Raw genomic sequence first — 25,158 nt, 5'->3', positions numbered from 1 at the left:
CTTTTTTTCGTAGCATAATATCAAAATATATGAGAGATAAGTACACTCTTATAAACTGAAAAGACCATTTTGCTGAATATATCATACTCTATAAATTAGCTCCTCTTTTTCCATTTTTAAGAATAATTCCATAATATCTTTATTGAGCGTTTCTTCAGGTACATCATATTCTAACTTCAATTGTTCTATTATTTTTTGTGTACCAAACTTTAATTCAAGGAGTCTCCACATATCTGAACCAACAGAATCTAAGCCAAAGAATTTACCAGTTTTCATATTGAGTATGATGAACTCACCTTGATCGATTGAAGATCTAGCAAAAGAAGAAACTAAGTAATCCTTTTTTATATTAACCACCCCTTATTTATACTTAATATGTAAAATATATAACAAAATAGAATATATACCATAATAACTCATTTTGTAAACAATTATTTTCTACAATATATATTTATTGTATATTATTAACTATATTATTTATTAATAGCATTTAACCTAGTAATATATAATGACAGCATAATTTTGGTATTAGTTACGACTGTTACATTCACAAAAAACAATCATTTTTCAACCTGATGAGATCTAATCCCTACAACATCACTCAGGTAGCTCCTTGTAATGCCAGGGACGCTGCCGACCACATTCCATATTCCTCCACTCTTATATAAAATCAATGCAGTTGTCCCAGCATCTCAACCCTAAAGAAATTGAGGAACACCTTCGTCTCTGAAAAAGAATTACAGAAACAGTTACTGGTTTGATATCCATCAACGGTACCCGGCCTCTCGAGAAGGCTGGATGCACTTCCAATGTTCTTGCTTCAGGTTGTTTTTCAAGAAGTGAACCAACCTATTCAAAATCCTCATAGACAAGGGAGGTTCGCAGCCCCTGTTCCGTGTCATTGCAGGTAGCTAAGAAAGCCAAAGACTGTCATTACGACAAATTTGTATATCGAATGTTCCATAGCGTTCTGAAGAAGGAAGCTTACGACGAGCGGACAAGCTTGGAAGCGCATGTTTGAATACATCACGTGCTCCTGATTCTATGAAAAATCATTGTCTAGTGGAAATGATTAGGTGTAAACATACTTGCTCATTTTGGGGAGCTTTTTAGCCCAGTCCTTTATCGGATCTACCTTTAAGACGGACTGCACATATAAATGCGGTACCATGGACTATGGTGACTAAATCGCAGCTTCGTTTCCCGCGTATCTTGAACTAGTCAAGAGGCTAGCCAGACCAAATTCAATCGCGGATTTGACACACATATTCGTTTTTAACAGGAGAGTTCGGGTTTGAAGTGTGAAGGCGAGGCACCGATGGCTACTTCTACATACCCATTTTGAGATAATAGAAAAAAGTCGTTCGGACAGTGGCACAAATTGAACTGGCTCCTTTGTCAAGGACACTTAAAAAAAGAGTGCTAATGAACATCTAGACGGCCGACGAAAGATGATTCCTGTATTGAACAAGGGGCCTCTTTGTAATCCCCATTGATACCTACCTGTGGTTGTTGTAGTAATAATGGATGTAGCGGTTTTTCTCACGTTGTAGCTCATGCAAAGATGTAAAACAGCCATTATTTACGTGGTCCTTCATGTGGTCGAAAAACGATTCTTGGGGGGGGGGGGGGGGCCCAACCGTTCCCGCGTCTGAACATGGTTAAAAGTCAACTCCAACAATGGATCGCAGGTTTGCCCAGTTATCTTAAGGCTTATCTGCCTATTTCAAGCTGCGAAGTTTGAGTTATTAAAACTAATTATAAAAATATGTAAGTCATGCAATCGAAGAAATTGTTTTATAATCGATTACTTTTTAGGTGAACCGAGCCAAATGGACTGTACCATCAAAACTGGGCTAAAGAAGACGATTTCTTCTTTAGCCCAAAAAGAAAAGTGGCCAATAAAGTAAACTGATTGGGCTCGCGTTACTTACGGATATCACCTATCTCTCATATGGCCGAACAGAGATGAATTATTTGTCGACCATACAGGATGTCTCGACAGGCGATATTCTGTCATCTGTCCAATCGGCTCTCTCTGGCTAGTGGTACTGACACGATTGACGCACTCATGGACCAAGAGGTCAGAGGCGCACGAGGATGCTTTCATTCATTCGGATTAGGGGAGTCATAGCACCAGCCCGAAATACCAGGAGCTACTGAAACAGAGGGAGTTACAGTCCTAGTTTTGAGAACTTCCTGTTTGCCTTTGTGGCTACTTCATTGATTAAATCGAAAAGTTGATTTAAGGCTACCACCCAGTCCAAGGTGCTGACCTCATCGCATAACAAATAAAACAAACCGCCAAGTGTGCGCTGATCGGTGCTTTGCCGATGCTGCCACGCAAGCAGAATGTACCTGGAAAATACAATCGTCGTATGGCTAACGAGCAAGTCATACGAGAGCCCTTGAAACTCCTTTTGCAAGCGCAACAAGGATTTCGCGCACTTAAAGAAAACCTCGATGTCCCAACGCGTGGAGTAGATCTGGATGACTTTCTCGACCGTTAAGGTCAGGTCTGTTGAGAGAATGGCCAGCCATTCATTCTTTTTCGTACGATGCCGAATAAACACCACGAGGACAGGGATACCTGGAACCAACTCTGTCCGGATCGATCGAAGGATGTTGGTGTTCTTTCCTTCTACTCGCGGAGCCGCGAAATACAGCTCTTTCAGGGATAGCTGACTTCCGTTCACGAGGTATCGCTTGTTGTCATTTTTAATCATGCCGATGACATGAAGTCCACGATTCAGGATTTCCTTAATGAGCGGGGCATGGGTAAACCAACTGTCCATTAAGGCATAAGAGGCTGAGACACCAGCGGCAATGGCACGGACGCAATCACTTGCGGAGCCGGGAGTAACGCTTCTTCGCGGCGCTTATAGCCGATGGTGCGTTTGTCAATTCCCTCTGTGATGCCATTGATCTGCGACTTCGTAGAGGCTATTAAAACTATTCAGCTTGTCCGATATGGCTACGTTCAATTCAGAAAGCGTGAAGAAGGTTTGGTTCCGTAACGCGGCGATAATCCAGGTTGAGATGTTACCCACAATTCCTTCTACAGTCGGCTTATCCTTCGGCTTGCGAACGCGAGCAGGTACAACGGCAGTTCCGTGGTGCTCTGCCATATCATGGTACGTTTTGTTGATCACGGGCGAGTACCAAGAAGCCTTATCCACACCCGTTTTGAGGTTATCTGGCACTAAGACTTTGGGGACTCCGCCGAAGTGGTTAAATGCGTTCACATGGGCAGCGATCCAGCACTCTTGATTCTGGGAGAGGAAGCCTTCCACATAGGCATACTGGGTACTCGATAAAGCGGCAACGAAAACGTAGACAGGAAGGATTTCTCCGGTGTCCTTATCTACAATCTGAGCCGTCTGACCGGCCCAGTCGACCTCCAATTGATCACCTGGTTTTCTTTGAATGTGCATCGTCGCCTTAGTAACGGCAGCATACTTTCGGTAGTAATTGCAGTATTGGGTGTACTTTAAGGGGATCTCCTGATTTAAGCGGCACACTTCGCAATATTCGCTCCAAAGCAGGCTAAGGGTAACACCACTCTTGGCTAACTCACGATGAATATGCTCGCAATCCGGTAGCTTCCTTGAATGCGATGAGGCTTGCGCTTTTTCGTGGAATAGCAGAAGCTGCAAGTCCGCTTCCAGCAAGTCTTCTGGTAGCGGCCATGTAATCTCCTTCTGGTTTGCACGGGTCAACACCTCTGATACGGTGTTTCGCGAACACTGGCAACTAGATGCAATGCTTCGCTGGCTTAAGCCCATGCTGCTTAGCCTGATGATTTCTCGATACTTGGTCATTCTGTGACCTCCCACTGTGTATTTGTGCGCTGCTTCCAGCGGCACATCTCTCCATTCTAGCGAATAGAAACAGGGGTGGCTCTCGAAATTAACATCGTGGCTCTATTTTTTAACACGGTGGCTCTCAACGATTAACTCAGTGGCTCTCTAGCATTAAAATATTCAAAAGCCGGATGCATCAGCTTTATGGGCAAAAAATATGAGGTCGGCATCCTGTTCATCGGGCGAACCGTTCAGGTGGTCTATGACCCTGCAGACATCACGGAAGTAACGATCGAATCCGAGGGACACACGCCTTGGAAGGCCCGCGAGCTAGTCATCGGGGAACGATCCGGAAAGCGCCCGTCGCTGCCGGATCACATGCAGAAAGAACCGGCGGACACCTCGCGTCTTCTGCGCGGAGCCAAGCGTCATGAAAAGCATCGTTATGAACAGCAGGCTCCCGCCGTGTCCTACCGAACGGTTCGGAAAGAGGGGAACCGCGATGTTTGAGTCGTTTTACGAGCTCAGCCGAACCCCTTTTTCGCGGGATATTCCCACCGAGGAGCTCTACCCGTCGGTCATGCTGGAGGAAACGCTGGGAAGACTTGAGTACGCTGCGGAACGTCAACTCTTTGCCGTCATCACCGGCGATTGCGGAACTGGAAAAACGACGACCATTCGCCGGTTTACGTCGGCGCTTGATGCAGCGAAGTACAAAATCTTGTATTTGTCGGATTCCAAGTTAACGCCTCGCCACTTTTACAAAGGGATGCTCGAGCAACTCGGGTGCGAGTCGAAGTTCTACCGCGGCGACGCCAAGCGGCAATTGCACCGGGAGATTGAACTCATGCGCGGTATTCATCGTCTGCTGCCGGTTGTTGTCGTGGACGAAGCCCACTTGCTGGATCGGGAAATGCTCGAAGAGGTGCGGTTCCTCCTGAACTTCAAAATGGATGCGCAAAGTCCCATGGCACTGATCCTGGTCGGACAAAGCGAACTCTGGGAACGGCTTCGTCTACAAGCTTACGCGGCGATCCGTCAGCGAATCGATCTACAATGCAAACTGCTACATTATGACCGGGCTCAAACCGGAGAATACGTGAAACGGCATTTGGCGTATGCCGGCACGCAGCATGACATTTTTTCTGACGGAGCTGTCGATGAAGTTTACCGCTTCTCCAGCGGCTCAGCGCGGCTGATTAACAAGGTTTGTACCCACAGTTTAATCTATGGCGCGCAGCATAAACGCCGGATTATTGACGATCACATGGTGAAGCACGTCATCCAAGGTGAACTGCCATGAAGCATAAATGGTCAAAAATGACGTATGATCGGGAAGGGGAACGGTGGGTCGTTCATCTGGGAGGCCAAACGTATGGTCTTCATTGCGGTGAATGGTTCGAGATGCGCCTGGGGGATATGGGGGTTCCTTGCCGAATGGAGCTGGATCACGATTGGTATGTGGTGACGAGAGGAGCAAGATTCATCTTGCGTAAGAGGGATACCTACGAGGTTGAAATGTAACGGAAACGGGAAGCGAAAGAACAAATTCGCTTCCCGTTTTGGTCAGCATCTCCGTCAACAATTGGACAAAAGACGTCGTCAGTTGCTGGACGATTTGAAGCGTCAGTAACACGATGGCTCAATTGGCATTAACTTATTCATGCGTGGTCATTTTTCCTTCTAAGCGCCAGACCGTGGACCTAAGTAGTTACGTTTTTTGAATATCAAAAAAACCACGAAAGTTAATTAATTCACATTCGTGGTTTTTTTATCCCTATTTACAATCTAACCTATCAATTTTACTAAACTACCGAATTCAAGTTCTTCAAATTTTTGAAGTGCTGAGCTCTTATTAATCTTCCAATGACAATTTTCAAATACACATTGGATAGGCACATCCACTTTAATTGTTGCTAAGTCTTTCGATAAGTAAAGCATGTCCAAATCATTTTCAATCTTTGTTTTAATATTTACCGAGAGTTGTTCGATATTATCTATTACACCTTGAACAGAACCATATTCTTTTATTAGTTTTTGGGCTGTTTTTTCGCCAATTCCTCGAACTCCAGGGTAATTATCAGATGTGTCCCCCATAAATGCCTTAAGGTCAATAATTTGAGAAGGATTTAACTCCTTCTCTTCCCATAACGCATCAGGTGTATAGACCTGATAATTGGACTTACCTTTCTTCATGATGATAACCGAAATTCTATCCGTAATTAGTTGAAGCATATCGTGATCACCGGTTAAAATAAACACTTCTGTTTCCGAACTAATTTGATTAGCTAGCGTACCTATACAATCATCTGCTTCATAACCCAAGAGTCCAAAATTTTGAATTCCTAGCGAATCCACGACATCTTTAATAAGAGAAAACTGTGGAATCAAGTCTTCTGGTGCATCTGCTCTATTAGCTTTATAAGATGCAAACATTTCTGTTCTAAAAGTTGAACTACCTAAATCCCAGCAGCATAGAAGATGAGTAGGTTTAAATTCTCTAATTGCATCGAATAAATAGTGTATGAAACCAAAAATCGCATTTGTGGGGATACCGCTACTCGTTCTCCGTATACTTCCTCCAAATGATTGTGCATAATATGCTCTAAACAGCAAGGCCATTCCGTCTACAATCAATGTACGATTTTGATTATCCATTTTACACTCCATAATATTTATTAATTAACATACAACTCTAAACATAACAGACCTTTATATTTTTTGGAATAGTATTATACCAAAATTCCTTTATCAATACTTTCCAGCCAAAATTCTGGTAAATCTCCACTCACCAGGATATCTTTTTCCTTTCTAAAACCAATGTCTGTACCAATCATTGGTGTTTCTAATATTTTAGGTATTTTTGAAAAGTTAGCAAGCTTGCAAAATTCATGCAATGCCTTATGTCCAATAAAACCAGCGCCAATATTGGCATGCCTGTCTACTCTACTGCCAATGTTATTCTTTGAATCATTTATGTGAAGAACTTTTACTTTATCCATTCCAATAATTTTATCAAAAGATGTTAATGTTTGATTTAAATCATTCTTTATATCGTACCCTGCATCCCACAGATGACAGGTATCCAAACAAACACTTAACTTATCATTATTAACGACACCATCAAGTATCTTTGCAATTTCATCAAAAGATCTTCCAAGCTCAGTACCGCGGCCTGCCATCATTTCAATACTGATAGTAATTGATTGAGATGGCATTATAACTTCATTTAATGACTTTATTAGACGTTTTATACCTTTTTCCTGTTCACCAAGATTAATATAACTACCAGGGTGAATAACGAGTTGTTTTGCAGAATAGTATCCTTCTGCAATCTCGATTTGTTTTCTAAGTACTTTTATTGATGCGTCTATTATTCCTTTATTACCCAAATTTGCCAAGTTAAATGGATGAATAATACCGTGTAAAATAATCTCAAAATTTTCACTGAAGTTCTCTGATATGAATTGGAAACCATCAAGTAATTCGATCTGTCTAAGATATTTGCTTGAGAAACCTCGAATGAAATCAATATTTAAATAAATCATTGCAGCTTCTAATTCATTATTGAGACATGTTTTTGCATTGATAAGCAAGTTTTTTTGATCGAAAGCGCCACCAATGAGAAGGTTATTTTTAAAAGTACTTTTTTGAGAAGGACTTAAGACTTCTTTACTTCCATTCCGATTTGTTCGACTAATAAGTTTTTCAATACTTGTTATTTTTTTATCGTCAGATTGAACCACTCTTCTGTCAGAAGCCGTTTCAATGACTTTTAATTGCGGAGGATAAAAATCTGTAGCAGAGGCTTTTAGTATTCTAACTATATTTTCTTTCGCATCAAAATAAATGGGATTAGTAGATAATGCTATCAATTGCTGATATGCTAAGCGATATTCCTCAACACTGTCATTAAGCTTAGAAATTAGCTTCTTATCCTTCATTACCGTATCTCTTAATTCATCCAATTGCTTTCGAAGGATTTTATTATCTTGCTCTAAACTTAACTTCTCCTTTGCAACTTTATAGTGCAATTCATTACTATGCTGAAGCTGATTTCCTATTTTCCTTAACTCTTCTGGCTTATTAATATTCTCTTCAATTAGAGATAAAACATTTCTAACTTCTACATTAGTATTGCTTTCATTTGAATCTTTGGGCTCAAACGACTTTTTTTCATTTGAAAATTCACTTTGTAATTTCGAAACAACTGTTTTGCGATCAATTTTAATTTGGTGTTTATCAAACAGCCATTTTGTAAAAATATGAGGGTTTATTTTTAACGGTATTGTTCTTTTGAACTCCAGAAAAAAATTCAATATTTCTTGTTGATCCATTTTTTTGCTATGTGTCATATCAATTCTCCAACTCAATGAATTGTGAGTACTTTCGCAATTTAGCATTTATTACGGCTTGTTGAAACTGTAAGGCTTTCTTTTCATGTACAAGCTGTTTTAACCTGGCTTCCTCCCAAGGACTTTTGCTAGTCAAATTTTTAAAATCAAATTTCATTGATTTTGCTAACATTTGCAAAGAATCGATAACTTCTAACATTCTTTTCTTTAAATCATTGGAATTATTAATAAAGTAACGCCGAATTTCATCATTCCAGTCTTCATATAAAACATAAGAGAATGTACATTTGCAGCACTCCCCTCCAAAACGACAGCTTTTAGGGTCATCAAGACATCTTATTTTCACACCACACAGCTCATCAACAACCGGCAATTCCTCAATATTAGTGGTATTGCTCCTTCTCAAACTAATTTCGATGGCTTTTCCATCCTCAAACTCCAACCAATCAGTAAAGTTTATATCCATATTCTGTTCTATATACGCTAGGGCCATAAAAAGCCTCTCCTCAAGTACCTTTACTTCTGATTGAGCGAACCACTCACTGTGTTGCAAATATTTCTCTTGAGTTTCAATTTTAGTATGACCAGCAAGTCTTGCAATGGTAAGTGCTGAAAGCCCCTTCATTCGTAGTTGGTATATGGTGAAATGCCTTGTGTCGCCAAGTGTAAGCCTATCAAGCGGCAAATAGCGCAATTTACCATCTTCTATTTCTGGTATTAATAAATCTTTATATTCTTCTTCAATTAATTTGTAAAAGACATCAAATAACTTTGCCATATGGGCATCATTAAACATTAATTCATCAATATTCACAGTTTTTCTATGTACTCGGCAGAAGCCATACTTTCTCATAATATGGTAATAGTTCAAGTAAGAACAGAGTTGATTAACGCTTTGATTATGAAGTGAATTTGTTAAATTAATATATCTTTCGATGTCGTTCGCCAATTCATTTGAAATAGGGATCTTACTCTCGACAGGTATTTGAGTAATAACTTCATTCGGATCTTTTTCTCGTTCTATTTGAAGAACATCTGTGCCATCAATCCTATCAAGACAGTTTCTTTTAAGTTGCAAGAACTCAGTTGATCTCATTGGAATGATATTACTTATTCTCCACCAAAGAAAAAGAGGATAAAACAGAATTAAATGATCATCATCACCTAGATCAGATTTCTGATCACAAACTTTCCGATGTCTCCTAATTGCTTCATCGAATATCAGTACATCTGTATACTTAGGAAGCTTTCTGATGTTTTTATTTCGCAAATCAGTCTCAACAATGTGTTTAGATATACTTAAAATATCGCTTAATTCATTCTCTAATTGAGCAAAATTTAAGAACTCTATCCAGGCAATTGCAATCTCATATTGCGTATTGTCAGATCTTGTTTTCCCTGTCTCTGGGTCAAATAATAAATACTTTTTAAAAATATTTCCAATATTTTTCTCGTTAATTATACTTTGTTTTTCTAAAAAGTTCTTGATCTTCACAAATTTTTTATTGGTATATGTATGCTTATTGGAAGTCAGTAGAATAAGTGTGAAGGCCTTTAATGCTTGTTTAAGTAGGCCATCCTTTATATTACTAAAATCATATTTCCTGTTTTTTCTCCTCACTCCATCGATACTTAGATAAATCCATAAATCTAATTTATATTCCCCATCCACTAAATTACATTTAATATCTTTACGATTAAAAAGTTCTCGATAAAACTGTTGATCATTAACATAAAAAATACGTGTAGTATACTTTGCCAACACCTTGTTAGGACCGAAGTCTTTTATTTTTTCACTTTCTACTAGTCCTTTCATTTTCTTTTAACCCCTCTTCTATTTGTAAAGTTTTCATATTCATTGTAGCCAACTTTAACTTTTCAATAATGAAATCATAATCCGGTATCAAGGCTATAATCGCTTCTTCACCAAATTCATCCATTGCTTCACCTATTAATTTCGTTATTCTAGAAATCCATATATTTTCTTTTTGGATTCTTCCTAGACTTGTCGTTGTTGCCATTCTATATGCTCTCTCGTTGAGTTCTTGACCTAAACTTATTAGAATCATATTACTAGGAATAACGAATTCACATGATTTACAATCTTGAGAATTTGAAAAGGGACATCGATGACAACCACCTGCCAAACACTGGGCATCACGAATTTTTGCTGGCATTTCTCCTTTGATTAACTTCACAACAACACTTGTAAAGTCATCCTTATCTATCTCGTTTATCTCTTTGTTAATAATTTTCACGGCGATACTATGATCCTGAGAAAAATTACTCGTAAGTAAACCCGCAAAGTCTTCAACATCTCTTACCCGAGGAAAGATTGGTTTCATCAATTCTAGCATTTCACTTCTCTCAGTATATGTAAGTTGATCCCTATTCCCATTAAGGGTGCACATAATTTCTAAAATTTTCAATTTGTTTCCGCCAAAGAACTCATGTTCACACAAACTAACAACTAACTTGTGCCATGGACCATCCTTTAGATGTGCAATATAGTGCATTATCATTGTGTTGCCCTTAAGAGTATGAGCTCTTGCAGATTGAGCTAAAATAAGTGATGTGTCTGATGATGAACTATTGCCGTTATCATATATCAAGTGGGTCAAAAAGGTATTGGTAATTGATGTAGAATTTACTAATTTAATTTCATCATTACTTTTATTAGAAAGAACAGGTTGCAGAAATTTTCTAAAAGAATCTAATGTGATTTCTCCATTCGACCTATTTGAATAACTAATTAATTTATCCCTACCAGTTGCAAGCATGTGAAGCCTACATATCACGATTGCCGTAATCAATGATATTAAATTTGAACGTCTAGCACTAAAGACAAGCTCGTTTCCTTTGCTTGAACTATTCAGTGATTTATGTGCTCTCATATCAGTGTAGTGGAACTGTTTTTGTATACGTAAAGCCTGTGCATACGTTAAGGTATTAGAGCTTAAATACTCAAAGGTTACTTGTTCTCCATTTCCTATGAGATTACTTATGTCTGGAGCAAAAAGATTCAGCATATCGCCTTTTCTCCATCCAACATTGAAATGAAGAAGTAAAAATAGCCAGTGACTTGCATAATTACTATCGGAAATAGCATTCACTTTATGTTTTTGCTTATTCATTTCTATCGCAAACCTCATTAACTCCAAGTAATACTCCGGAAGTAATATCTTCACCACTGGGCTTTTATCTTTCACATGAATAACTGACCAACTTGATTCTTTGTAATCACATTTGAAACCATCTTGATTTGCACAATAATCCAGAAATTGCTTAAAAATAATTATATCGCCATTATTCAATACACCAATTAATAGGTCAACTTCGTGGCTAATGTAATCGGATAAGTTTTTCTTTAAAGGAAGAATATCAACCTCTCTGGTCCCGATATAATCTTGTTTAAATAACTTTAGAAATAAAATAGCATACTGCCGAGCTAGTGATCTCCAATCTTTATTTAGTGAATTAGAATTCATTTCATCAAAAAAACTTTGGTATAAGTTAATAGTTCTTTTTACATTTTCTTCAACTTTTACCTCTGATATCGATAAATTAAACACATCACTCGCTGTTTTGATTTTATATCGATCATTAGTGCTGATTCGGAGATATGGGTCCCCCCACAAATTCTTAATGTAATCATGAATCCCACTTTTTAGGTATAATTTTGACATTGCCTCTTCGCCGGGTAATTGTTCAACTACGGTTAGGTCACTGTTACCATACAACTTTTTTTCTAATTGCTTCGCAACAAACGGACCAAATAATTCCTTAATCTCATTCTGTTTATAATACTCATCTTTAATTCGTTGTAAATTAATAAGATATTCATCTACTTTAGATTTTTCTAGTATTAATTCATAAGAATTGTTGAAATTATAATAAATTTCCCCAAATTCATTGGAATGAATAAGATTCAATACTCTTTTCCTACCAAAACCAAGTAACGAAGTAATGTCATCAATTGAGTAGCCATTCTTCTTAAAATAATTATACTTTTCAATCACTGCTTCTAGTGAGCTCTTTAAAACCAAATATTCATATTTTATGTTTGGCGTAGCAGATACTTTCTCTTCCCTAATTAAAGTACCCATTACAATTCTACGAAATCCGCTAAACTGTAAAGCTTCTTTTAGTGTGAAATATGCATTTGCGTCAAAAGTAAGTTCTAAACTTAACTTTTTCGCGACTTCACACTCGATTACTAGCTTATAAATTGTATTCTCTTCATATTGTGTGTTATCTAAATATTTTAATATATAGCTGTAAACAGGTGCAAAATGTAGTTTTGTACTCTTACAAAAATCATATATATTCATCCATTTTTCTGTATTATAAAAATGCTTTGCTTTTAAATCGTCAATCTCTTTCCTGTGATATAGTACTTCAGTCCCAGTGTGTATCTGATGTTGCTCTAATACATGGATGCTAACTAAATATCTAATTTGAGTTGTTGGTATTCCTAAATAGTTTGTTAATTCTTGCTGGTTTATGAATAAATCTCGATCAATTATTTGTTTACTGACTAGTAATAAAGTTGCTTTATCAATAAAATGTTTTGTTTTTGATTGCACTTTAAAATCTAAGCTCTCTGAACGCATTATGGACCTAATTCTATACGTACTTATTCCTAACTCAACAGCCGCTTCAGAAATCTCAACGTACTCGTCATCAATATAAGGGAAATACTTAGATGTAACTCGCTCAACAGCATTCGGGTTGTAATAAACGTTAATACCAATTTGTACTTTGTCATTCTCTTCGAAATATTTTTGGCTACCATGCCCCAGCATTTTTATTATTTGATTTGCGCTTACCCACTCGTCTCTAATCTTTGTTTCATATTCCGCTATTGGATCTATCAAAACTTTCGGATAGTAGTTAACACCTAGTAAAAAGAATTTGTGTTTAGCAAACCTTTCAGTCCCTAAAGTAAACTGGCTTACATTGAGCCTAGCCATGGCTTCTTTTGATGTATAATGTTCATTCAACCACTTATTTAATTCATTTACAGATGATTCATTTATATAATATTCATTTTCTATTTTGATGAATGACACTTTAAATAGTATATAAAATGGGCTAAGGCTTTCGTCTATGACCCATTTTTTTATAGTTTGGTCAATGTACTTAATTTTCTTAGAAAGTTCCTTCAAAGGAATTAACATAACCATCACCACCCTCCAAAACTTTAAAACTACCAAGCTTAATAAACTTTTGATCGATTCTATTTAACGTATTCTCGATTTTCTCGGTCGTGACTCCCGAACCTTGAATATATGGCAAACATGATAATAGTGATGAATCACCTCGTGCAAACATTAGATCAAGTGGATTCGCAGACGATCGAGCCACAATATTTGAGAACATTCCACGTGTAATATGGAAAGCCCACTTGCTTCTTTCAAGATTAGAAGCAAGTTGTATATCACTTTCATCGGCACTTAAACGAAGTCTAATATTTATAAAATATTCTTTTACTTCATTAAAAGCTTTTGTTAACGTGTTGGCATTGAACGGTTTACCGTGTTGATTTATAAACAAAGCATGTGAATTATCAATTTTGCCATCTGGATACCACTTTGTTAATAATTTAAGATGCCTTATATATAAAAATTCTAACATCCCATTAATATTGAATACTCTTTGCTCTCGCGGCTTTTTAACTTTTCCTTGATTAATAATATTCCCCTTTGGCCCATACATAGATGGTTTATTAAATAAATCCATCGTAAATCCGGCTTTCCCATATGGATCACCAAATGATTTAACGATATCTTGATGTCTAGTATTGCAAAGTTCACCTAACCTAACTCCTCCAAAAATCCCACAGTACACAGCAAGAGCTAGTTCAGGCTTTCTTTTAATTGTATCTCGCAAAAATAGTGGTATTTTATCGAATGGGAGTCCATGCAGCACCTTGGCATAACTTCCCGGCTTACTCATCGCTTCCTTTGCACTAGCAATTTCAGGTTTTACTGGAGCTAATATATACTGGATACCATATTGGTTATATTCAACTGTAAATTTGTCTAGGGAGATATATTTCAACTCATAATTTCTTGCAAGATAATGTATAAAATTAATTAGTCTCTGTTTCTTTTTTATAATTGAGTCAACTTGATTTGAAGCTAACTTTTCACTCTTTTTTCTCTTCTTAATGAATAATAAGTAATTTAAGAATGAAGTCGCATGTTCAAATCTAAGTTCATTTAGGGAATTCAATTGGTAGTGATCTGCATAATCAATAAATACATGGTTTAGAAAACTTTCAGCAACGAGACCATACTGCCTCAATGTTCCAGGTTTAAGCCCTCTCTTAGTATCCTCATATAAGAAATCTGAAATAGGGTGATATTCACAATAGCCTGTTTTTAAGTGTTTCAATTCAATTAAAAAGCCATCTGAGTGATGTGGATATTTATCAGTATCATTATTAATTTCGCTTAACACAAATCTATAATTGTATCTTTTCTGGTCTTTTTTGTAGTGAACATTTGTAATCGGTTGAAATAACTTATTATCACTTTCAATTAACAAATGATCATCACGTCCTTTTTTGAGTAAATAAAAAAGGAACTCAATTTACATAAATCAAACCAAAACATTAATAATAGCAATGTTTTGCTTTCACCTATGAAACAGAATTCCTATCGCCTGACGGGAACATTATGAAATTCATGACACTCAATGGCACGAATTCGATAGTATAATCTATCCAACTATCTGAATCAAACTATAAAGATGTTATAATTCCTCGTCAAGTATTATTTTCCCAATTTAATTTTTGGGAAATTATTTCGAACTTACTTTTCCTTATTTATAGCCATTTTACTTGCTTCTTAGGATGCATATTTAAAATTTCTCAATTCATTCCTGTTCCCCGCCGTATCGCCGGTCAGTCCCTTTAGATCGACGATTTGCTGCGCGCTCAGCCCTTTTTCCTCCAAAAGCGTCTCCGGGGTGTACACCTGGTAGTTGCCTTGGCCTTTTTTCATAATAATAACATCCGTGTTATCGTCCACAAGCTGCAGCATATCGTGATCGCCGGTCAAAATCAGTACCCGCGAATGCTCGCTGTATGTACGGGCAAGCGTTCCGATGCAGTCGTCCGCCTCGTAACCGGCAAGGCCGACGTTCGGTACGCCGAGACTTTCCGTCACTTCCTTCACCAGACTGAACTGGGGAATGAGATCCTCCGGCGCTTCGTCGCGGTTTCCTTTGTAGTCGCCGAACATTTCGGTGCGAAACGTCTTGCTTCCCATATCCCAGCAGCAGACCACATGGCTGGGCCGGAATTTCTCGACGGCGTCCCAAAAATACTTGACGAAGCCGTAAACGGCATTCGTCGGCACGCCGGTACTCGTTTTTTTAATATAGCCGCTATAAGCGGACGCATAGTAAGCCCGGAACAGCAGAGCCATTCCGTCGACAAGCATGACGCTTTGCGGTGCGCTCGATTGCAATTCTTCCAACTCCCAAAAAGTCAATTTGGCTCTATTATAGCATAATCCGGCCATCCGGCTTACTGGGAAAAGAAGTGCCCTGCCAGCCGGGGCTAGCAAGGCGCTCGTTAGAAGATTAAAACCCGGCCGCCGTCGTAGTGACGATGATCGGCTCTTTTTTGGTGATGATGATCGTATGCTCGTGCTGCGCGGCAAAACTGCGGTCCGGTACGGAAAGCGTCCAGCCATCCGGCTGTTCTACGGCAAAATGAGCGCCTGTCGATAGGAAAGGCTCGATCGTCAGCACCTGTCCTTCCTTCAAAACTCTGCGGTCATTCGGATCGAATACGGGCAAAATTTGATCGGGCTCTTCATGCAAAGCTCGGCCGATGCCGTGACTGCACAGATTTTGAATGACGCGGTAGCCGCCCTTACGCGCTTCGGCCTGAATGATTCTGCCGACCTGATTCAGTTTGACGCCTGCTCTCAGCTGGGAAATGACCTGCATCATCGTCCGGTGCGTGTCGTCGCAAAGCTTGACGATCCGGTCCACATACGGGGGGATTTGAAAGGAGTGTCCGCTGTCCGCATAATAGCCGTCCAGCTCGGCCGAAACGTCGATATTGATCAGATCGCCGCCCTTCAGCTTGCGTTTGCCCGGGATTCCATGCGCCACCTCATGGTTCAAGCTGATGCAAGTAGCTCCCGGAAACTTATACAGCTTACGCGGCGCCGCCGTCGCTCCGTGCTTGCTCAGCACCTCGTCGCCGATCGCGTCCAATTCCTTCGTCGTCATGCCGGGTTTCGCATGCTTTTTCATTTCCTCGATCGTCAAAGCCACAATGTAGCCGATCCGTTTCAAGCCCTCGATATCTTTAGGGGAGTCGATGGTCATAGGGAACCTCCGTTTTCATAAAATCACGGGAACGTGTGTTTAAGTCCCATGTTATTACACTTATACCGAAAAGGCAAAATGATGAGCGGAGGCTCCTGCCATGGCAAAAAAAAAGCAGCTGGCTGTAAACGCCGGGCTGCTCCTTCTTATGATGAATCTTCCTTCCGTTAACGGTTGCAGCTCGGGAACCGCGTAATCGTGCGCACTCGTCTCAGCGGAAAATGGAAAGTCGCGAACTGGGTGCCGTTCAGAAACTGAAGCAGAAATATCTCGCCGTTCCGGATATCGCACAATACGCCCGCAACGCCTTGTCCGTTCACCAATGCAACGCCTACCGGCTTGCCGATCCATTTGCAGAACTCATTTCTATTGGACATCGGAATCCCCCCTTTCTCTATCGTTCTATGAAGGTTGATAGAAAAGGGTACGTGGCCGCTAGAAACAACGGTAGACTAACGGTGTCGGGAAGCTCGCGTTGACTCTCTCCCGAATAGTTCCTGTCTGGCGGAACCCATGTGATAGAATATAGTCCAACAGGAAAACTGATTTGAGAGGAGCGATAAGATGCTTCTAGCCGATGTTCTGAAGCATATTCCTGTTTTGCGGGGGGCACGGGAGATTTCCAAGATTCAAAAAGGGTTTTCCTTCGACGGGAAATATCTCGTTTACGAGGGCGGCGACAGGCCGGTTAACGTGCTTCGCACTGCGCCTTTCACACAGGCCGAACGCAAACGCCGGGAATTTGAAGCGGTAGGCCGCATTCATGGGCTCGGTGTCCGCACCTCGGAGCCGATTGCCTTCGGTACGGTCGAGGCGCTTGATTTATGCTACATGGTTTTACGCTTTGTCGAGGGCGAGGATGCTTCCGAAAGACTGCCGCTTATGACGGATAACGAACAGTACCGCGTAGGCGTGGAAGCCGGGCGCGAACTTCTTATGATGCACGAGGTGGAAGCCCCGGCGGAAATGGAGGCTTGGTCAACGCACAGGATTGCCAAGTACAACCGCCAATTGGCGGATTATCGAAGCTGCGGGGTCAGGCTGCCGGAGGAGGCTGCGATTCTTGCCTTTATCGAGGCGCATTTGCCGCTGATGTAAGGACGCCCGAACCGGTTTCAGCATGATGATTTTCACCCCGGCAATCTGCTCGTTCGTGACGGCGCTTATGCGGCTGCGATCGACTTCAACCGCTACGACTGGGGTGACCCTTATCACGATTTTCTGAAAATCGCGTATTTCAGTCGCGAGATCAGCATTCCGTTCTCGATCGGGCAAATCGACGGATATTTTGGCGGGGATGTTCCGGAGACATTTTGGAAGCTGTATGCGCTATACTCGGCACTAATCATGTTCGGAACGATTATATGGACGCTCCAGGTGGTGCCGGCGCAGCTCTATTCGATGATGGCCCGCATTCGCACGGTGCTTGACGATCATCGATGCTTCGAAAGCCACATACCGGTGTGGTACAAGCGTTAAAGCGGGCTTGAGGATTAAATTGGTTAAGCGGCCCACGTCGCTCCTCCGAGCTCTGCCTTGTATACTCTACCTAACAATGTGCGAGATGCATGTTCTCTCTCTCAAAACCAGCTGTTTGAGTTTAGTGAACTTAGATTCATTAGTAGTGAACTTAAGTTCACTATTCCGGTGCAAATGTGAGCCTTTTCCACCTTTAGTGAACCATATGGTACTATTTGGACCTTCACGTTCACTAATAGTGAACGTAGATTCACTACTTCTTCTTTTTTGTTCTTGGGACAGGGAGTTAGTGAACTTTGGTTCACTAATAGTGAACGTAGATTCACTATTTCCGCTCAGAGCCAGTTTGTAGTTTAGGTGCTTCTTTAGTTCTATGGTTACCTCTCAGGATTACCTCTGGGCTCACGAATCAACTTCCATTATTGTTACCTCTCAGAGCTTCCAACTCATGAACCAAACTCGCTCCACTTGTACCTCTCAGGACTGCCCTTTGGCTCACGAATCAGCTTAAAGTTAATGTTACCTCTCGGAGCGTCGAATGGCTTACCTGAACTCGCCCTCCCCAAGTCCACTACTCCCCACGCGGAAAGTCGCACGCGCGAGTTTGTCCAAAACAAAAAAGAAGCCGGTAGCGACTGACTTCGCTATCGGCTTCTTCTTCCCTGCAAAAACGTCCCGATCCGCCGCACCGCCTCGCGGAGCTTCTCTTCATCCTGCACGAGCGCGATGCGCACGTACCCTTCACCTTCGGCGCCGAACGCGTCGCCCGGAATGACGACTACGCCCGTTTTATACAGGATTTCCCGGGAAATTTGTCGAGACGTCCATCCTTCGGGAATGGGCGCCCATATGAACATGGTCGCTTTAGGCTTCGGAATGTCCCAGCCGTACTCGCGCAAGCCCTCGATCACGATATCCCGGCGGCGCTCGTACACTTTCGATTTCGACTCGACATCCGGTGCACGCATATCTTCTTCTAACGCGACAATGCCAGCTTCCTGTACCGCCAGAAAAACGCCATAGTCAATCTGCGACTTGAGCGTACGCAGCGCCCCGACCGCCTCGGGGTGGCCCACCATGAACGCAAGGCGGCAGCCGGCCATATTGAACGCCTTCGAAAGCGAATGGAATTCGACTGCGACTTCATTCGCCCCATCGACCTGCAAAATGCTTTCGGGCACATAGCCGTCGAACGCCATTTCGGAATAAGCCGAATCATGTACGATCAGAATGTCGTTTTTACGAGCAAAGGCTACAGCACGCTCGAAAAATGCGCGATCCGCAACAGCCGACAACGGATTGCCGGGGTAATTCAGCATCATAAACCTCGCGCGCTGCGCTACCTCCGCAGGAATGTCTTCCAGCTTAGGCAAAAAGCCGTTCTCCGCGCGCAGCGGCATCATATACGGGGTAACTCCCGCAATGACAAGGCTCGCGGCGTAGATCGGATAGCCCGGATCCGGCACAAGCGCAATGTCGCCCGGATCGGTAATTGACAACGCCAAATGGGAAAGCCCGTCTTGGGATCCCATCAGCGCCAGTACTTCTCTCTCCGGATCAAGCTCTACCGAGAATCGGTGCTTATACCAGCGCGCAACTGTCTCGCGGAAACGGAGGCTGCCCTCGGAAGTCGGATAGCCGTAGTTAGCGCCTACTCGCACCGCTTGTTCCAGCGCCCTGACGATCGTTTCCGACGGCGGCTTGTCAGGGCTTCCGATGCCAAGATCGATGATGTCGATCCCGTTCTGCCGCACCTCGGCCTTCCATCCCGCCATTTCCGAGAAAATGGCCGAGCCCAGCCGCTGCAGACGCTTCGATTCGACAACCTTCATCGTTTACACTCCCGTTCTTTATTGTTTCCGCACCTTAGTCTTAGTCATTGCTATACCCATTGCCATTGCTTCGCCACTGTCTACCCTCTTACAAGAGGCATGCCGATCCCGGCCACCACGTACATAAGCACCAGCAAAATACCTGCAAGCAGCGCATAAGCGCAGCCGAATCTCCACCGCGACGCCACAGGGACCTCGTAGTACGCATCGTTCTCATAGGATTCGTAATCAACCTGGACGCGGATGACCAGCATTAGCTTGCCGTCCTTTTTGCGCCGGTCAACCCGATGCACGAACGCCTGCGTGATGAGCCCCTGCTCGGGGAGCGGCACAAGTCCGCGAAAGCCGATCTGCTCCCAGTAAAGCACTACCTTCTGCTTGCCATCCAGTTCGGAGTATGTCGTAAAGGCGAGATCCCGCCGATGATCCGTTCCCGGCAAGAAGCCGCCGTTCTCTTCGATATGGGAGGCAGGCAGCTCGAAGCTGGCCCAAGTGGAATGGCCTTTTTTGCCGCCTCGGCTGGCTATGTATTTGCGGTACAAGTCCCAAGCGAACCACGCCCACAACAAAAACAAAAAGTAGAGCTTCATCCACACGATCACGACGATGCCCGCAACGAGGCCGAACAGCCAAAGCCATCGGCTTACCGCAATCGCGATTTTCCCGCCGTCAAGCGGCTGAATGGGCAGCAGATTGAGCAAATTGAGCAAAATGCCGATATACGCCAGCGCTATAAAGAGCGGGATGTCCCATTGCCAGCCGATCCACAGGGCAATGAGCGCGCCGACGCTGCCGAGAACGGGGCCGCCCATTGCAATATAAGCCTCGGTTTCCGCGTCACGGGGATGCCGCTTCATATTGACGATGGCGCCGATCAGCGGGATGAAGACCGGCGCCGAGGTCGGCAGTCCTTTTTGCCGCGCGGCGAAAACATGTCCGAGCTCGTGAATCAATACCAGAATGACAAAACCGACCGCCAGTTGGAATGGCGCGATCAAAGCGTAAGCCCCGACGGAAACCAGCATGCTGATAACCGCTCCGCCGACGGTACCGAGTTTCATAAGCGGCATAAGCGTTTTAATTTTCGTCAAAAAAAAGGCGCCTACGGCACCAAGCACCCAAAAGGGCTTCTTCTTTTTTGCATTGCGTTCTTTTCTCAATCGACCCTTTCCACTCCGTCCCCAAGGATAAACGCATTCGGCGTCTTAGATGCCAGACGTTTGCCGAGAAATGGAACAATCAGCGGAGCTGCACTTTCTGACATTTGGACAAACGGCCGATTACCGGCTCCAGACGTTCTCGTAATCGGCCGCTTTGAAGCCGACCGTCACGGTCTTTCCGTCATCGATAATCGGACGCTTAATCAGCCTTCCGTTCGAAGCGAGCAACGCCAATTTTTCGTCTAGCGGCATTTGCTTCACTTTGTCCTTCAGCTGCATTTCTTTATATACTTCGCCGGATGTATTGAAAAACTTCTGTACGTCCAGTCCGCTGCGCTCGACCAGATCGCTCAGCACGGAAACCGGCGGCGCTTCTTGAAAAAGGTCGTGCATATCGACCTCATGACCTTTATTTTGCAGCCATTTCAGCGCGTCGCGGCATGTTCCGCATTTGGGATATCCGTACATTTTCAATTTCATGATGACTGACTGCTCCTTTACGTTCCCTTCAAACTCTATCCATTTTGTGCTATCCGTCATCCAATGTCAAGTGTACGGCCGACTATTTCAGCCTGCTTTCCGCACGGTTTTGCAACTGATCGACAGCCCCCTGCATATCGGCGGGAAGCGCCGCGATATACGTGACAGACTGCTTCGTCCCGGGGTGCACGAACGCCAGCATCGACGCATGCAGGGCATGACGATCAAGTCCCAGCTCAGAGCCGAGGTCCGTCCACACAGCCTTCGACTTGCCTCCAGCTTCTTCCAATCTGCCGCCCGAGCGTACTCCTGCCTCGCCCGTTTGCGTTAGGGAAGCTTCCGGGCTGTCCATTGCCGCCGGGTCGCCGTTTTCGTTCGCCGCAGCTTCCATGGCATGTTCTCTCGCGCCCGGACCGTACATTTTATCGCCGAGAAGCGGATGGCCGATATGCTGCATATGGACGCGAATTTGATGCGTGCGGCCGGTTTCGAGGCGCAGTCTGACGAGCGAGGCGGCAGCATACCGTTCCATAGTCCAATAATGCGTTACAGCCGGATAGCCGTCCGGCGTCACAATCCGGTAGTAAGGAGCGGCCGGATCCCTGTCGATCGGACCCTCGATCGTTCCCGCCTCTTGCTCTAAGCGGCCGTGTACAAGTGCCAAATATTCCTTCGTGACGCTGTTCTCTTGCATTTGTTCGGATATTTGCTGATGGACATACGGGTTTTTGGCGATGGCCAGCACCCCGGACGTTTCCTGATCGAGCCTATGGACCGGCCGAAACCGGACGTCCTCGCCGCGTTCCCTCCAATGATGCACGACCGCGTTGGCAAGCGTGTTGACGTAATGGCCATGCGTCGGATGAACGATCATACCGGCCGGTTTGTTGACGATCAATACATGTTCGTCCTCATGGATGATATCGATCGGGATAGCCTGAGGCAAAATGTCCTCCGACGTTTCCGTTTCCATCCTCACTTCGACGAGGTCTCCCGCTTGAACGCGAACCGTAATGTATTTCCGTTCGCCGTTCACGGTAATGCCCCGCTCCGTCAGCTTGAGCCGGGACAGAAGCTTGCGGGAAACCTGGAGCCGGTTTTGCAAAATCGTTCGCAGCAGCACCCCGTCATCTTCAGCCGGAACGAGGTAGGATAAGGGAGCGTAATAATCCATTATTTCCGCCTAAACACGTCGCTGCTTCGCGCATAGCTCACATCAGCGACACCTTCGCGATGATTGGCCGTTCTCGCTACCGTGAAGAACAAGTCGGACAGCCGGTTCAAATAATGGCGGACGTCTTCATTAATATCGCCCGTACGCGCCAGCGTCACGACACAGCGTTCCGCTCTGCGGCATACGGTTCGGCAAACGTGCAGCGATGCGGAGGCGGAGGTACCCCCGGGCAAAATAAATTTCGTAATGTCCGGCGTCATCGCGTCGTACTTGTCGATCAGCGTCTCCAGATTCGTCGTCATCTCGGCCGACACTTTATATTCGCGTATCCCGGTTTTGGCGATTGCCAAATCGTGGCCGCAGTCGAACAGCTCATGCTGAATTTGCAGCAAATCCTCCAGCAGGTCGGCGTTCGTATCGGGGTTCAAAAAGCTCATGGCTTGACCGACGAAGCAGTTCAGTTCGTCAACGGTACCGTAGGCCTCCACCCGAACGTCGTCTTTATCCACACGGCCGCCAATAATGCCGGTTTTGCCGGCATCGCCGGTTCTCGTATATATTTTCAAAGCCAACACCCTCCCAAGGTTAATAATCGGCTTCCAGCGAAGCTTCCTGAATAGAAGCCGTTTAAAAAGTCACTTTTGATCGCGAGATTTATCCTGAAGCGACTTCGACATCGAATCTTGCTTTTTGCTTCGAATGGTCATGCTTCCGATGCAGCTTTCCTTCAGAAAGCTTGCTGGTGCTCATTTAAGAGAGTTTGCCTAAACGCCGCTCGCTCTTCGGTTTCTTGCTCTTTCGGATCTCGCGTTTCCTTTTCGTCTACGGCGTTCCTTCTGCCATCATCGCATAAATACGCGGCATATCCAAATGGCTTCGCACATGATCCGCCAGCCTGTCGAAAGCCATATCGCGCTTCTCCCTGTAAAAAAGCGAACAAACCAGCGGCTCCCAGCCTCTATCTGCGCGAAGCCGGTTCAACCAATCCCTGCGCAGCGCATCGTTATGCAAAATGCCGTGGACATACGTGCCCCATACCTTGCCGTCCTCCGATATGCAGCCTTCCGGATGAAGCGATCGTTCGGCGTCCGAATCACGCTCCAGGCCCACCCGAAACGGATGGTTGACCGGCTCCGTGAAGCGCGTTTCGCCCATATGAATTTCGTAGCCTTCAATAGGCAGCGATTCGTCGGTCGGCCGCCAGCCGTCGGCAAAGCCGGTTACGCGCTCCGTTTTTTTGTCTTGAGCGAACGTGGTCTCCGCTGGAATCAAGCGTAGGCCGGTTACCGACTCGTGCGACGATTCGACCCGATGGGGGTCGTATAGCGTCCGGCCGAGCATTTGGTAGCCTCCGCAAATCCCGACAAGCCGTCCCCCTCGCCGTACATGAGCCAAAATGGCCGCTTCCAGCCCGTTTTCGCGCAAAAAGAGCAAATCCTCCACCGTATTCTTGCTGCCCGGTAAAATAATCGCATCCGGGTTCCCCAGCTGCCCCGGTGCAGAAACGTAACGGACTACGGCATCCGTCTCGTCAAAAAGCGGATCGAAATCGGTAAAATTCGAAATCCGCGGCAGTCTGATAACCGCGATGTCCAGCAGGCGTTCGGCGGAAGCATCCGTCTCCGTATAATCCGCATCCGGTCCGCCTTCCGTCGCCGCCGCTTTCCGGTTGCCGTCCTTCAAGCCGCGCTGCCGCTTGGCGTCCAGCGAAGCGGAATCTTCATCCTCGAGTCCCAGATCCCGCAAATAAGGAATGACACCCAGAACAGGCTTGCCCGTACGCTGCTCGAGCCAATCCAGACCCGGCTGCAGCAAGCTGACATCCCCGCGGAACTTATTGATGATGAAGCCCTTGACGCGGTCCCGCTCTTCCGGCTCCAAGATGTCTAGCGTTCCGACGATCGCAGCGAAGACGCCGCCCCGGTCGATATCGGCCACCAGCACAACCGGCGCATCCGCCCAGCCCGCCAGCCGCATATTGACGATGTCGCGGTCCTTCAAATTCACTTCGGCCGGACTACCCGCCCCTTCGATCACGATCGCGTCATACTCGCTGCGCAGCCGCTCCAGCGCATCCTTGACGATGCCCTCCGCTTGCGGCAAATACTTTTCGCGGTATGTCCTGGCGTCGTAATCGCGCAGCGGCTTGCCATGGACGACGACCTGCGAGACCATTTCCTTCGTCGGCTTGAGCAGAATCGGATTCATGTCGGTTGTCGCCGCAATGCGGCACGCATCCGCCTGCATGCCTTGCGCGCGCCCGATTTCTTTGCCGTCAGGCGTCACGTAGGAGTTGAGCGACATGTTCTGCGATTTGAATGGCGCAACCCTGCGTCCATCCTGCAATAAAATTCGGCAGAGCGCGGTGACGACGATGCTTTTGCCGACATCCGAAGCCGTCCCTTGAACCATCAGCGTCCGACCGCGGCGCTTGGCGCGTTCCGTTTCCATACCGATCCTCCTCCTCTCAGTTCCCCACAAAGTGAAGCGAGCCTTCGCAGCTTATTCCAAGTACTTTGCGGG

The 25,158-nt window shown here is 44.3% G+C and carries 17 protein-coding genes and 5 pseudogenes; 4 read left to right on the top strand and 18 right to left on the bottom strand.

Annotated features, from left to right (window positions below):
• Window positions 1-81 precede the first annotated feature (81 nt).
• The 4 genes and pseudogenes from ACKGJP_RS06130 to istA form a co-directional block, all read right to left on the bottom strand.
• Window positions 82-357: a PqqD family protein gene (locus ACKGJP_RS06130; protein ID WP_409344794.1), complete on the bottom strand. Its 276-nt coding sequence runs from the start codon at window positions 355-357 to the stop codon at window positions 82-84.
• 1,142 nt (window positions 358-1,499) lie between these two features.
• Window positions 1,500-1,604: pseudogene (locus ACKGJP_RS06125) on the bottom strand (IS3 family transposase); the annotation flags it as partial.
• Between the two features lie 579 nt (window positions 1,605-2,183).
• Window positions 2,184-2,950, bottom strand: a pseudogene (locus tag ACKGJP_RS06120) (transposase); the annotation flags it as partial.
• Window positions 2,901-3,785: an IS21 family transposase gene (istA, locus tag ACKGJP_RS06115; RefSeq protein WP_409347086.1), complete on the bottom strand. Its 885-nt coding sequence runs from the start codon at window positions 3,783-3,785 to the stop codon at window positions 2,901-2,903. The gene istA and the pseudogene ACKGJP_RS06120, both read right to left, overlap by 50 nt.
• A gap of 210 nt (window positions 3,786-3,995) precedes the next feature.
• On the opposite strand from istA, the pseudogene ACKGJP_RS06110 reads away from it, so the two are divergent.
• The 3 genes and pseudogenes from ACKGJP_RS06110 to ACKGJP_RS06100 form a co-directional block, all read left to right on the top strand.
• Window positions 3,996-4,313: pseudogene (locus tag ACKGJP_RS06110) on the top strand (transposase); the annotation flags it as partial.
• Window positions 4,306-5,106 carry an ExeA family protein gene (locus tag ACKGJP_RS06105; RefSeq protein ID WP_409344793.1) on the top strand — a complete coding sequence of 267 codons (801 nt, stop codon included), beginning with the start codon at window positions 4,306-4,308 and terminating at the stop codon, window positions 5,104-5,106. The pseudogene ACKGJP_RS06110 and the gene ACKGJP_RS06105, both read left to right, overlap by 8 nt.
• Entirely contained in the window at window positions 5,103-5,327 is a 225-nt protein-coding gene (locus ACKGJP_RS06100) for a DUF5348 domain-containing protein (RefSeq protein WP_409344792.1), read from the top strand. Before ACKGJP_RS06105 ends, ACKGJP_RS06100 begins: the two co-directional genes overlap by 4 nt.
• A 264-nt stretch (window positions 5,328-5,591) precedes the next feature.
• On the opposite strand, the gene ACKGJP_RS06095 is transcribed toward ACKGJP_RS06100, so the two are convergent.
• The 8 genes and pseudogenes from ACKGJP_RS06095 to ACKGJP_RS06060 all read right to left on the bottom strand — a co-directional run bounded on the left by ACKGJP_RS06095 (window position 5,592) and on the right by ACKGJP_RS06060 (window position 16,887).
• Window positions 5,592-6,461 (bottom strand): 5'-3' exonuclease H3TH domain-containing protein, encoded by an 870-nt coding sequence (locus tag ACKGJP_RS06095; RefSeq protein ID WP_409344791.1) that lies wholly within the window; start codon window positions 6,459-6,461, stop codon window positions 5,592-5,594.
• A gap of 74 nt (window positions 6,462-6,535) precedes the next feature.
• Window positions 6,536-8,158 carry a deoxyribonuclease IV gene (locus ACKGJP_RS06090; protein WP_409344790.1) on the bottom strand — a complete coding sequence of 541 codons (1,623 nt, stop codon included), beginning with the start codon at window positions 8,156-8,158 and terminating at the stop codon, window positions 6,536-6,538.
• Window position 8,159: 1 nt separating this feature from the next.
• Window positions 8,160-9,974, bottom strand: coding sequence for a hypothetical protein (locus ACKGJP_RS06085; RefSeq protein WP_409344789.1), 1,815 nt, complete (start codon window positions 9,972-9,974; stop codon window positions 8,160-8,162).
• Window positions 9,952-13,344, bottom strand: coding sequence for a hypothetical protein (locus ACKGJP_RS06080; protein WP_409344788.1), 3,393 nt, complete (start codon window positions 13,342-13,344; stop codon window positions 9,952-9,954). The genes ACKGJP_RS06085 and ACKGJP_RS06080 overlap by 23 nt, the downstream gene beginning before the upstream one ends.
• On the bottom strand, window positions 13,310-14,710 hold the full coding sequence (locus ACKGJP_RS06075) for a hypothetical protein (protein WP_409344787.1): 1,401 nt from the start codon (window positions 14,708-14,710) through the stop codon (window positions 13,310-13,312). Before ACKGJP_RS06075 ends, ACKGJP_RS06080 begins: the two co-directional genes overlap by 35 nt.
• A 338-nt stretch (window positions 14,711-15,048) precedes the next feature.
• Window positions 15,049-15,609: pseudogene (locus ACKGJP_RS06070) on the bottom strand (5'-3' exonuclease); the annotation flags it as partial.
• A gap of 142 nt (window positions 15,610-15,751) precedes the next feature.
• Window positions 15,752-16,510 (bottom strand): type I methionyl aminopeptidase, encoded by a 759-nt coding sequence (map, locus tag ACKGJP_RS06065; RefSeq protein WP_409344786.1) that lies wholly within the window; start codon window positions 16,508-16,510, stop codon window positions 15,752-15,754.
• A gap of 167 nt (window positions 16,511-16,677) precedes the next feature.
• Complete coding sequence (locus tag ACKGJP_RS06060) at window positions 16,678-16,887, bottom strand: hypothetical protein (RefSeq protein WP_409344785.1); 210 nt, start codon at window positions 16,885-16,887, stop codon at window positions 16,678-16,680.
• A gap of 187 nt (window positions 16,888-17,074) precedes the next feature.
• Between ACKGJP_RS06060 and ACKGJP_RS06055 the strand changes: the two are divergent.
• Window positions 17,075-17,989 (top strand): annotated as a pseudogene (locus ACKGJP_RS06055) (phosphotransferase family protein).
• A gap of 644 nt (window positions 17,990-18,633) precedes the next feature.
• On the opposite strand, the gene ACKGJP_RS06050 reads toward ACKGJP_RS06055, so the two are convergent.
• The 6 genes from ACKGJP_RS06050 to ACKGJP_RS06025 form a co-directional block, all read right to left on the bottom strand.
• On the bottom strand, window positions 18,634-19,821 hold the full coding sequence (locus tag ACKGJP_RS06050) for an aminotransferase class I/II-fold pyridoxal phosphate-dependent enzyme (RefSeq protein WP_409344784.1): 1,188 nt from the start codon (window positions 19,819-19,821) through the stop codon (window positions 18,634-18,636).
• An 80-nt stretch (window positions 19,822-19,901) separates the two neighbouring features.
• A complete protein-coding gene (locus tag ACKGJP_RS06045) occupies window positions 19,902-20,912 on the bottom strand; it encodes a site-2 protease family protein (protein WP_409344783.1) in 1,011 nt (336 codons plus the stop codon).
• Between the two features lie 189 nt (window positions 20,913-21,101).
• Window positions 21,102-21,464: a Spx/MgsR family RNA polymerase-binding regulatory protein gene (locus ACKGJP_RS06040; RefSeq protein ID WP_409347085.1), complete on the bottom strand. Its 363-nt coding sequence runs from the start codon at window positions 21,462-21,464 to the stop codon at window positions 21,102-21,104.
• A gap of 79 nt (window positions 21,465-21,543) precedes the next feature.
• Window positions 21,544-22,635 (bottom strand): RluA family pseudouridine synthase, encoded by a 1,092-nt coding sequence (locus ACKGJP_RS06035; protein WP_409344782.1) that lies wholly within the window; start codon window positions 22,633-22,635, stop codon window positions 21,544-21,546.
• On the bottom strand, window positions 22,635-23,201 hold the full coding sequence (locus ACKGJP_RS06030) for a cob(I)yrinic acid a,c-diamide adenosyltransferase (RefSeq protein WP_409344781.1): 567 nt from the start codon (window positions 23,199-23,201) through the stop codon (window positions 22,635-22,637). Before ACKGJP_RS06030 ends, ACKGJP_RS06035 begins: the two co-directional genes overlap by 1 nt.
• Window positions 23,202-23,457: 256 nt before the next feature.
• The gene (locus tag ACKGJP_RS06025; RefSeq protein ID WP_409344780.1) at window positions 23,458-25,086 is read right to left on the bottom strand and encodes a cobyric acid synthase; all 1,629 of its coding nucleotides are present in this window, start codon (window positions 25,084-25,086) and stop codon (window positions 23,458-23,460) included.
• Window positions 25,087-25,158 lie beyond the last annotated feature (72 nt).

The sequence above is a fragment of the Paenibacillus litoralis genome, assembly GCF_046244365.1.
Taxonomy (GTDB): Bacteria; Bacillota; Bacilli; order Paenibacillales; family NBRC-103111; genus Paenibacillus_V.
Note: the sequence above shows the minus strand (reverse complement) of the source record. Positions and strands in the feature narration are given on the sequence as shown.

What these genes read in the sequence shown, in the direction of transcription:
- istA (WP_409347086.1), bottom strand. Translation starts at nt 3,785, where the DNA reads ATGGGCTTAAGCCAGCGAAGCATTGCATCTAGTTGCCAGTGTTCGCGA.
- ACKGJP_RS06105 (WP_409344793.1), top strand. Translation starts at nt 4,306, where the DNA reads ATGTTTGAGTCGTTTTACGAGCTCAGCCGAACCCCTTTTTCGCGGGAT.
- ACKGJP_RS06100 (WP_409344792.1), top strand. Translation starts at nt 5,103, where the DNA reads ATGAAGCATAAATGGTCAAAAATGACGTATGATCGGGAAGGGGAACGG.
- ACKGJP_RS06095 (WP_409344791.1), bottom strand. Translation starts at nt 6,461, where the DNA reads ATGGATAATCAAAATCGTACATTGATTGTAGACGGAATGGCCTTGCTG.
- ACKGJP_RS06090 (WP_409344790.1), bottom strand. Translation starts at nt 8,158, where the DNA reads ATGACACATAGCAAAAAAATGGATCAACAAGAAATATTGAATTTTTTT.
- ACKGJP_RS06085 (WP_409344789.1), bottom strand. Translation starts at nt 9,974, where the DNA reads ATGAAAGGACTAGTAGAAAGTGAAAAAATAAAAGACTTCGGTCCTAAC.
- ACKGJP_RS06080 (WP_409344788.1), bottom strand. Translation starts at nt 13,344, where the DNA reads ATGGTTATGTTAATTCCTTTGAAGGAACTTTCTAAGAAAATTAAGTAC.
- map (WP_409344786.1), bottom strand. Translation starts at nt 16,510, where the DNA reads ATGACCATCGACTCCCCTAAAGATATCGAGGGCTTGAAACGGATCGGC.
- ACKGJP_RS06060 (WP_409344785.1), bottom strand. Translation starts at nt 16,887, where the DNA reads ATGTCCAATAGAAATGAGTTCTGCAAATGGATCGGCAAGCCGGTAGGC.
- ACKGJP_RS06050 (WP_409344784.1), bottom strand. Translation starts at nt 19,821, where the DNA reads ATGAAGGTTGTCGAATCGAAGCGTCTGCAGCGGCTGGGCTCGGCCATT.
- ACKGJP_RS06035 (WP_409344782.1), bottom strand. Translation starts at nt 22,635, where the DNA reads ATGGATTATTACGCTCCCTTATCCTACCTCGTTCCGGCTGAAGATGAC.
- ACKGJP_RS06025 (WP_409344780.1), bottom strand. Translation starts at nt 25,086, where the DNA reads ATGGAAACGGAACGCGCCAAGCGCCGCGGTCGGACGCTGATGGTTCAA.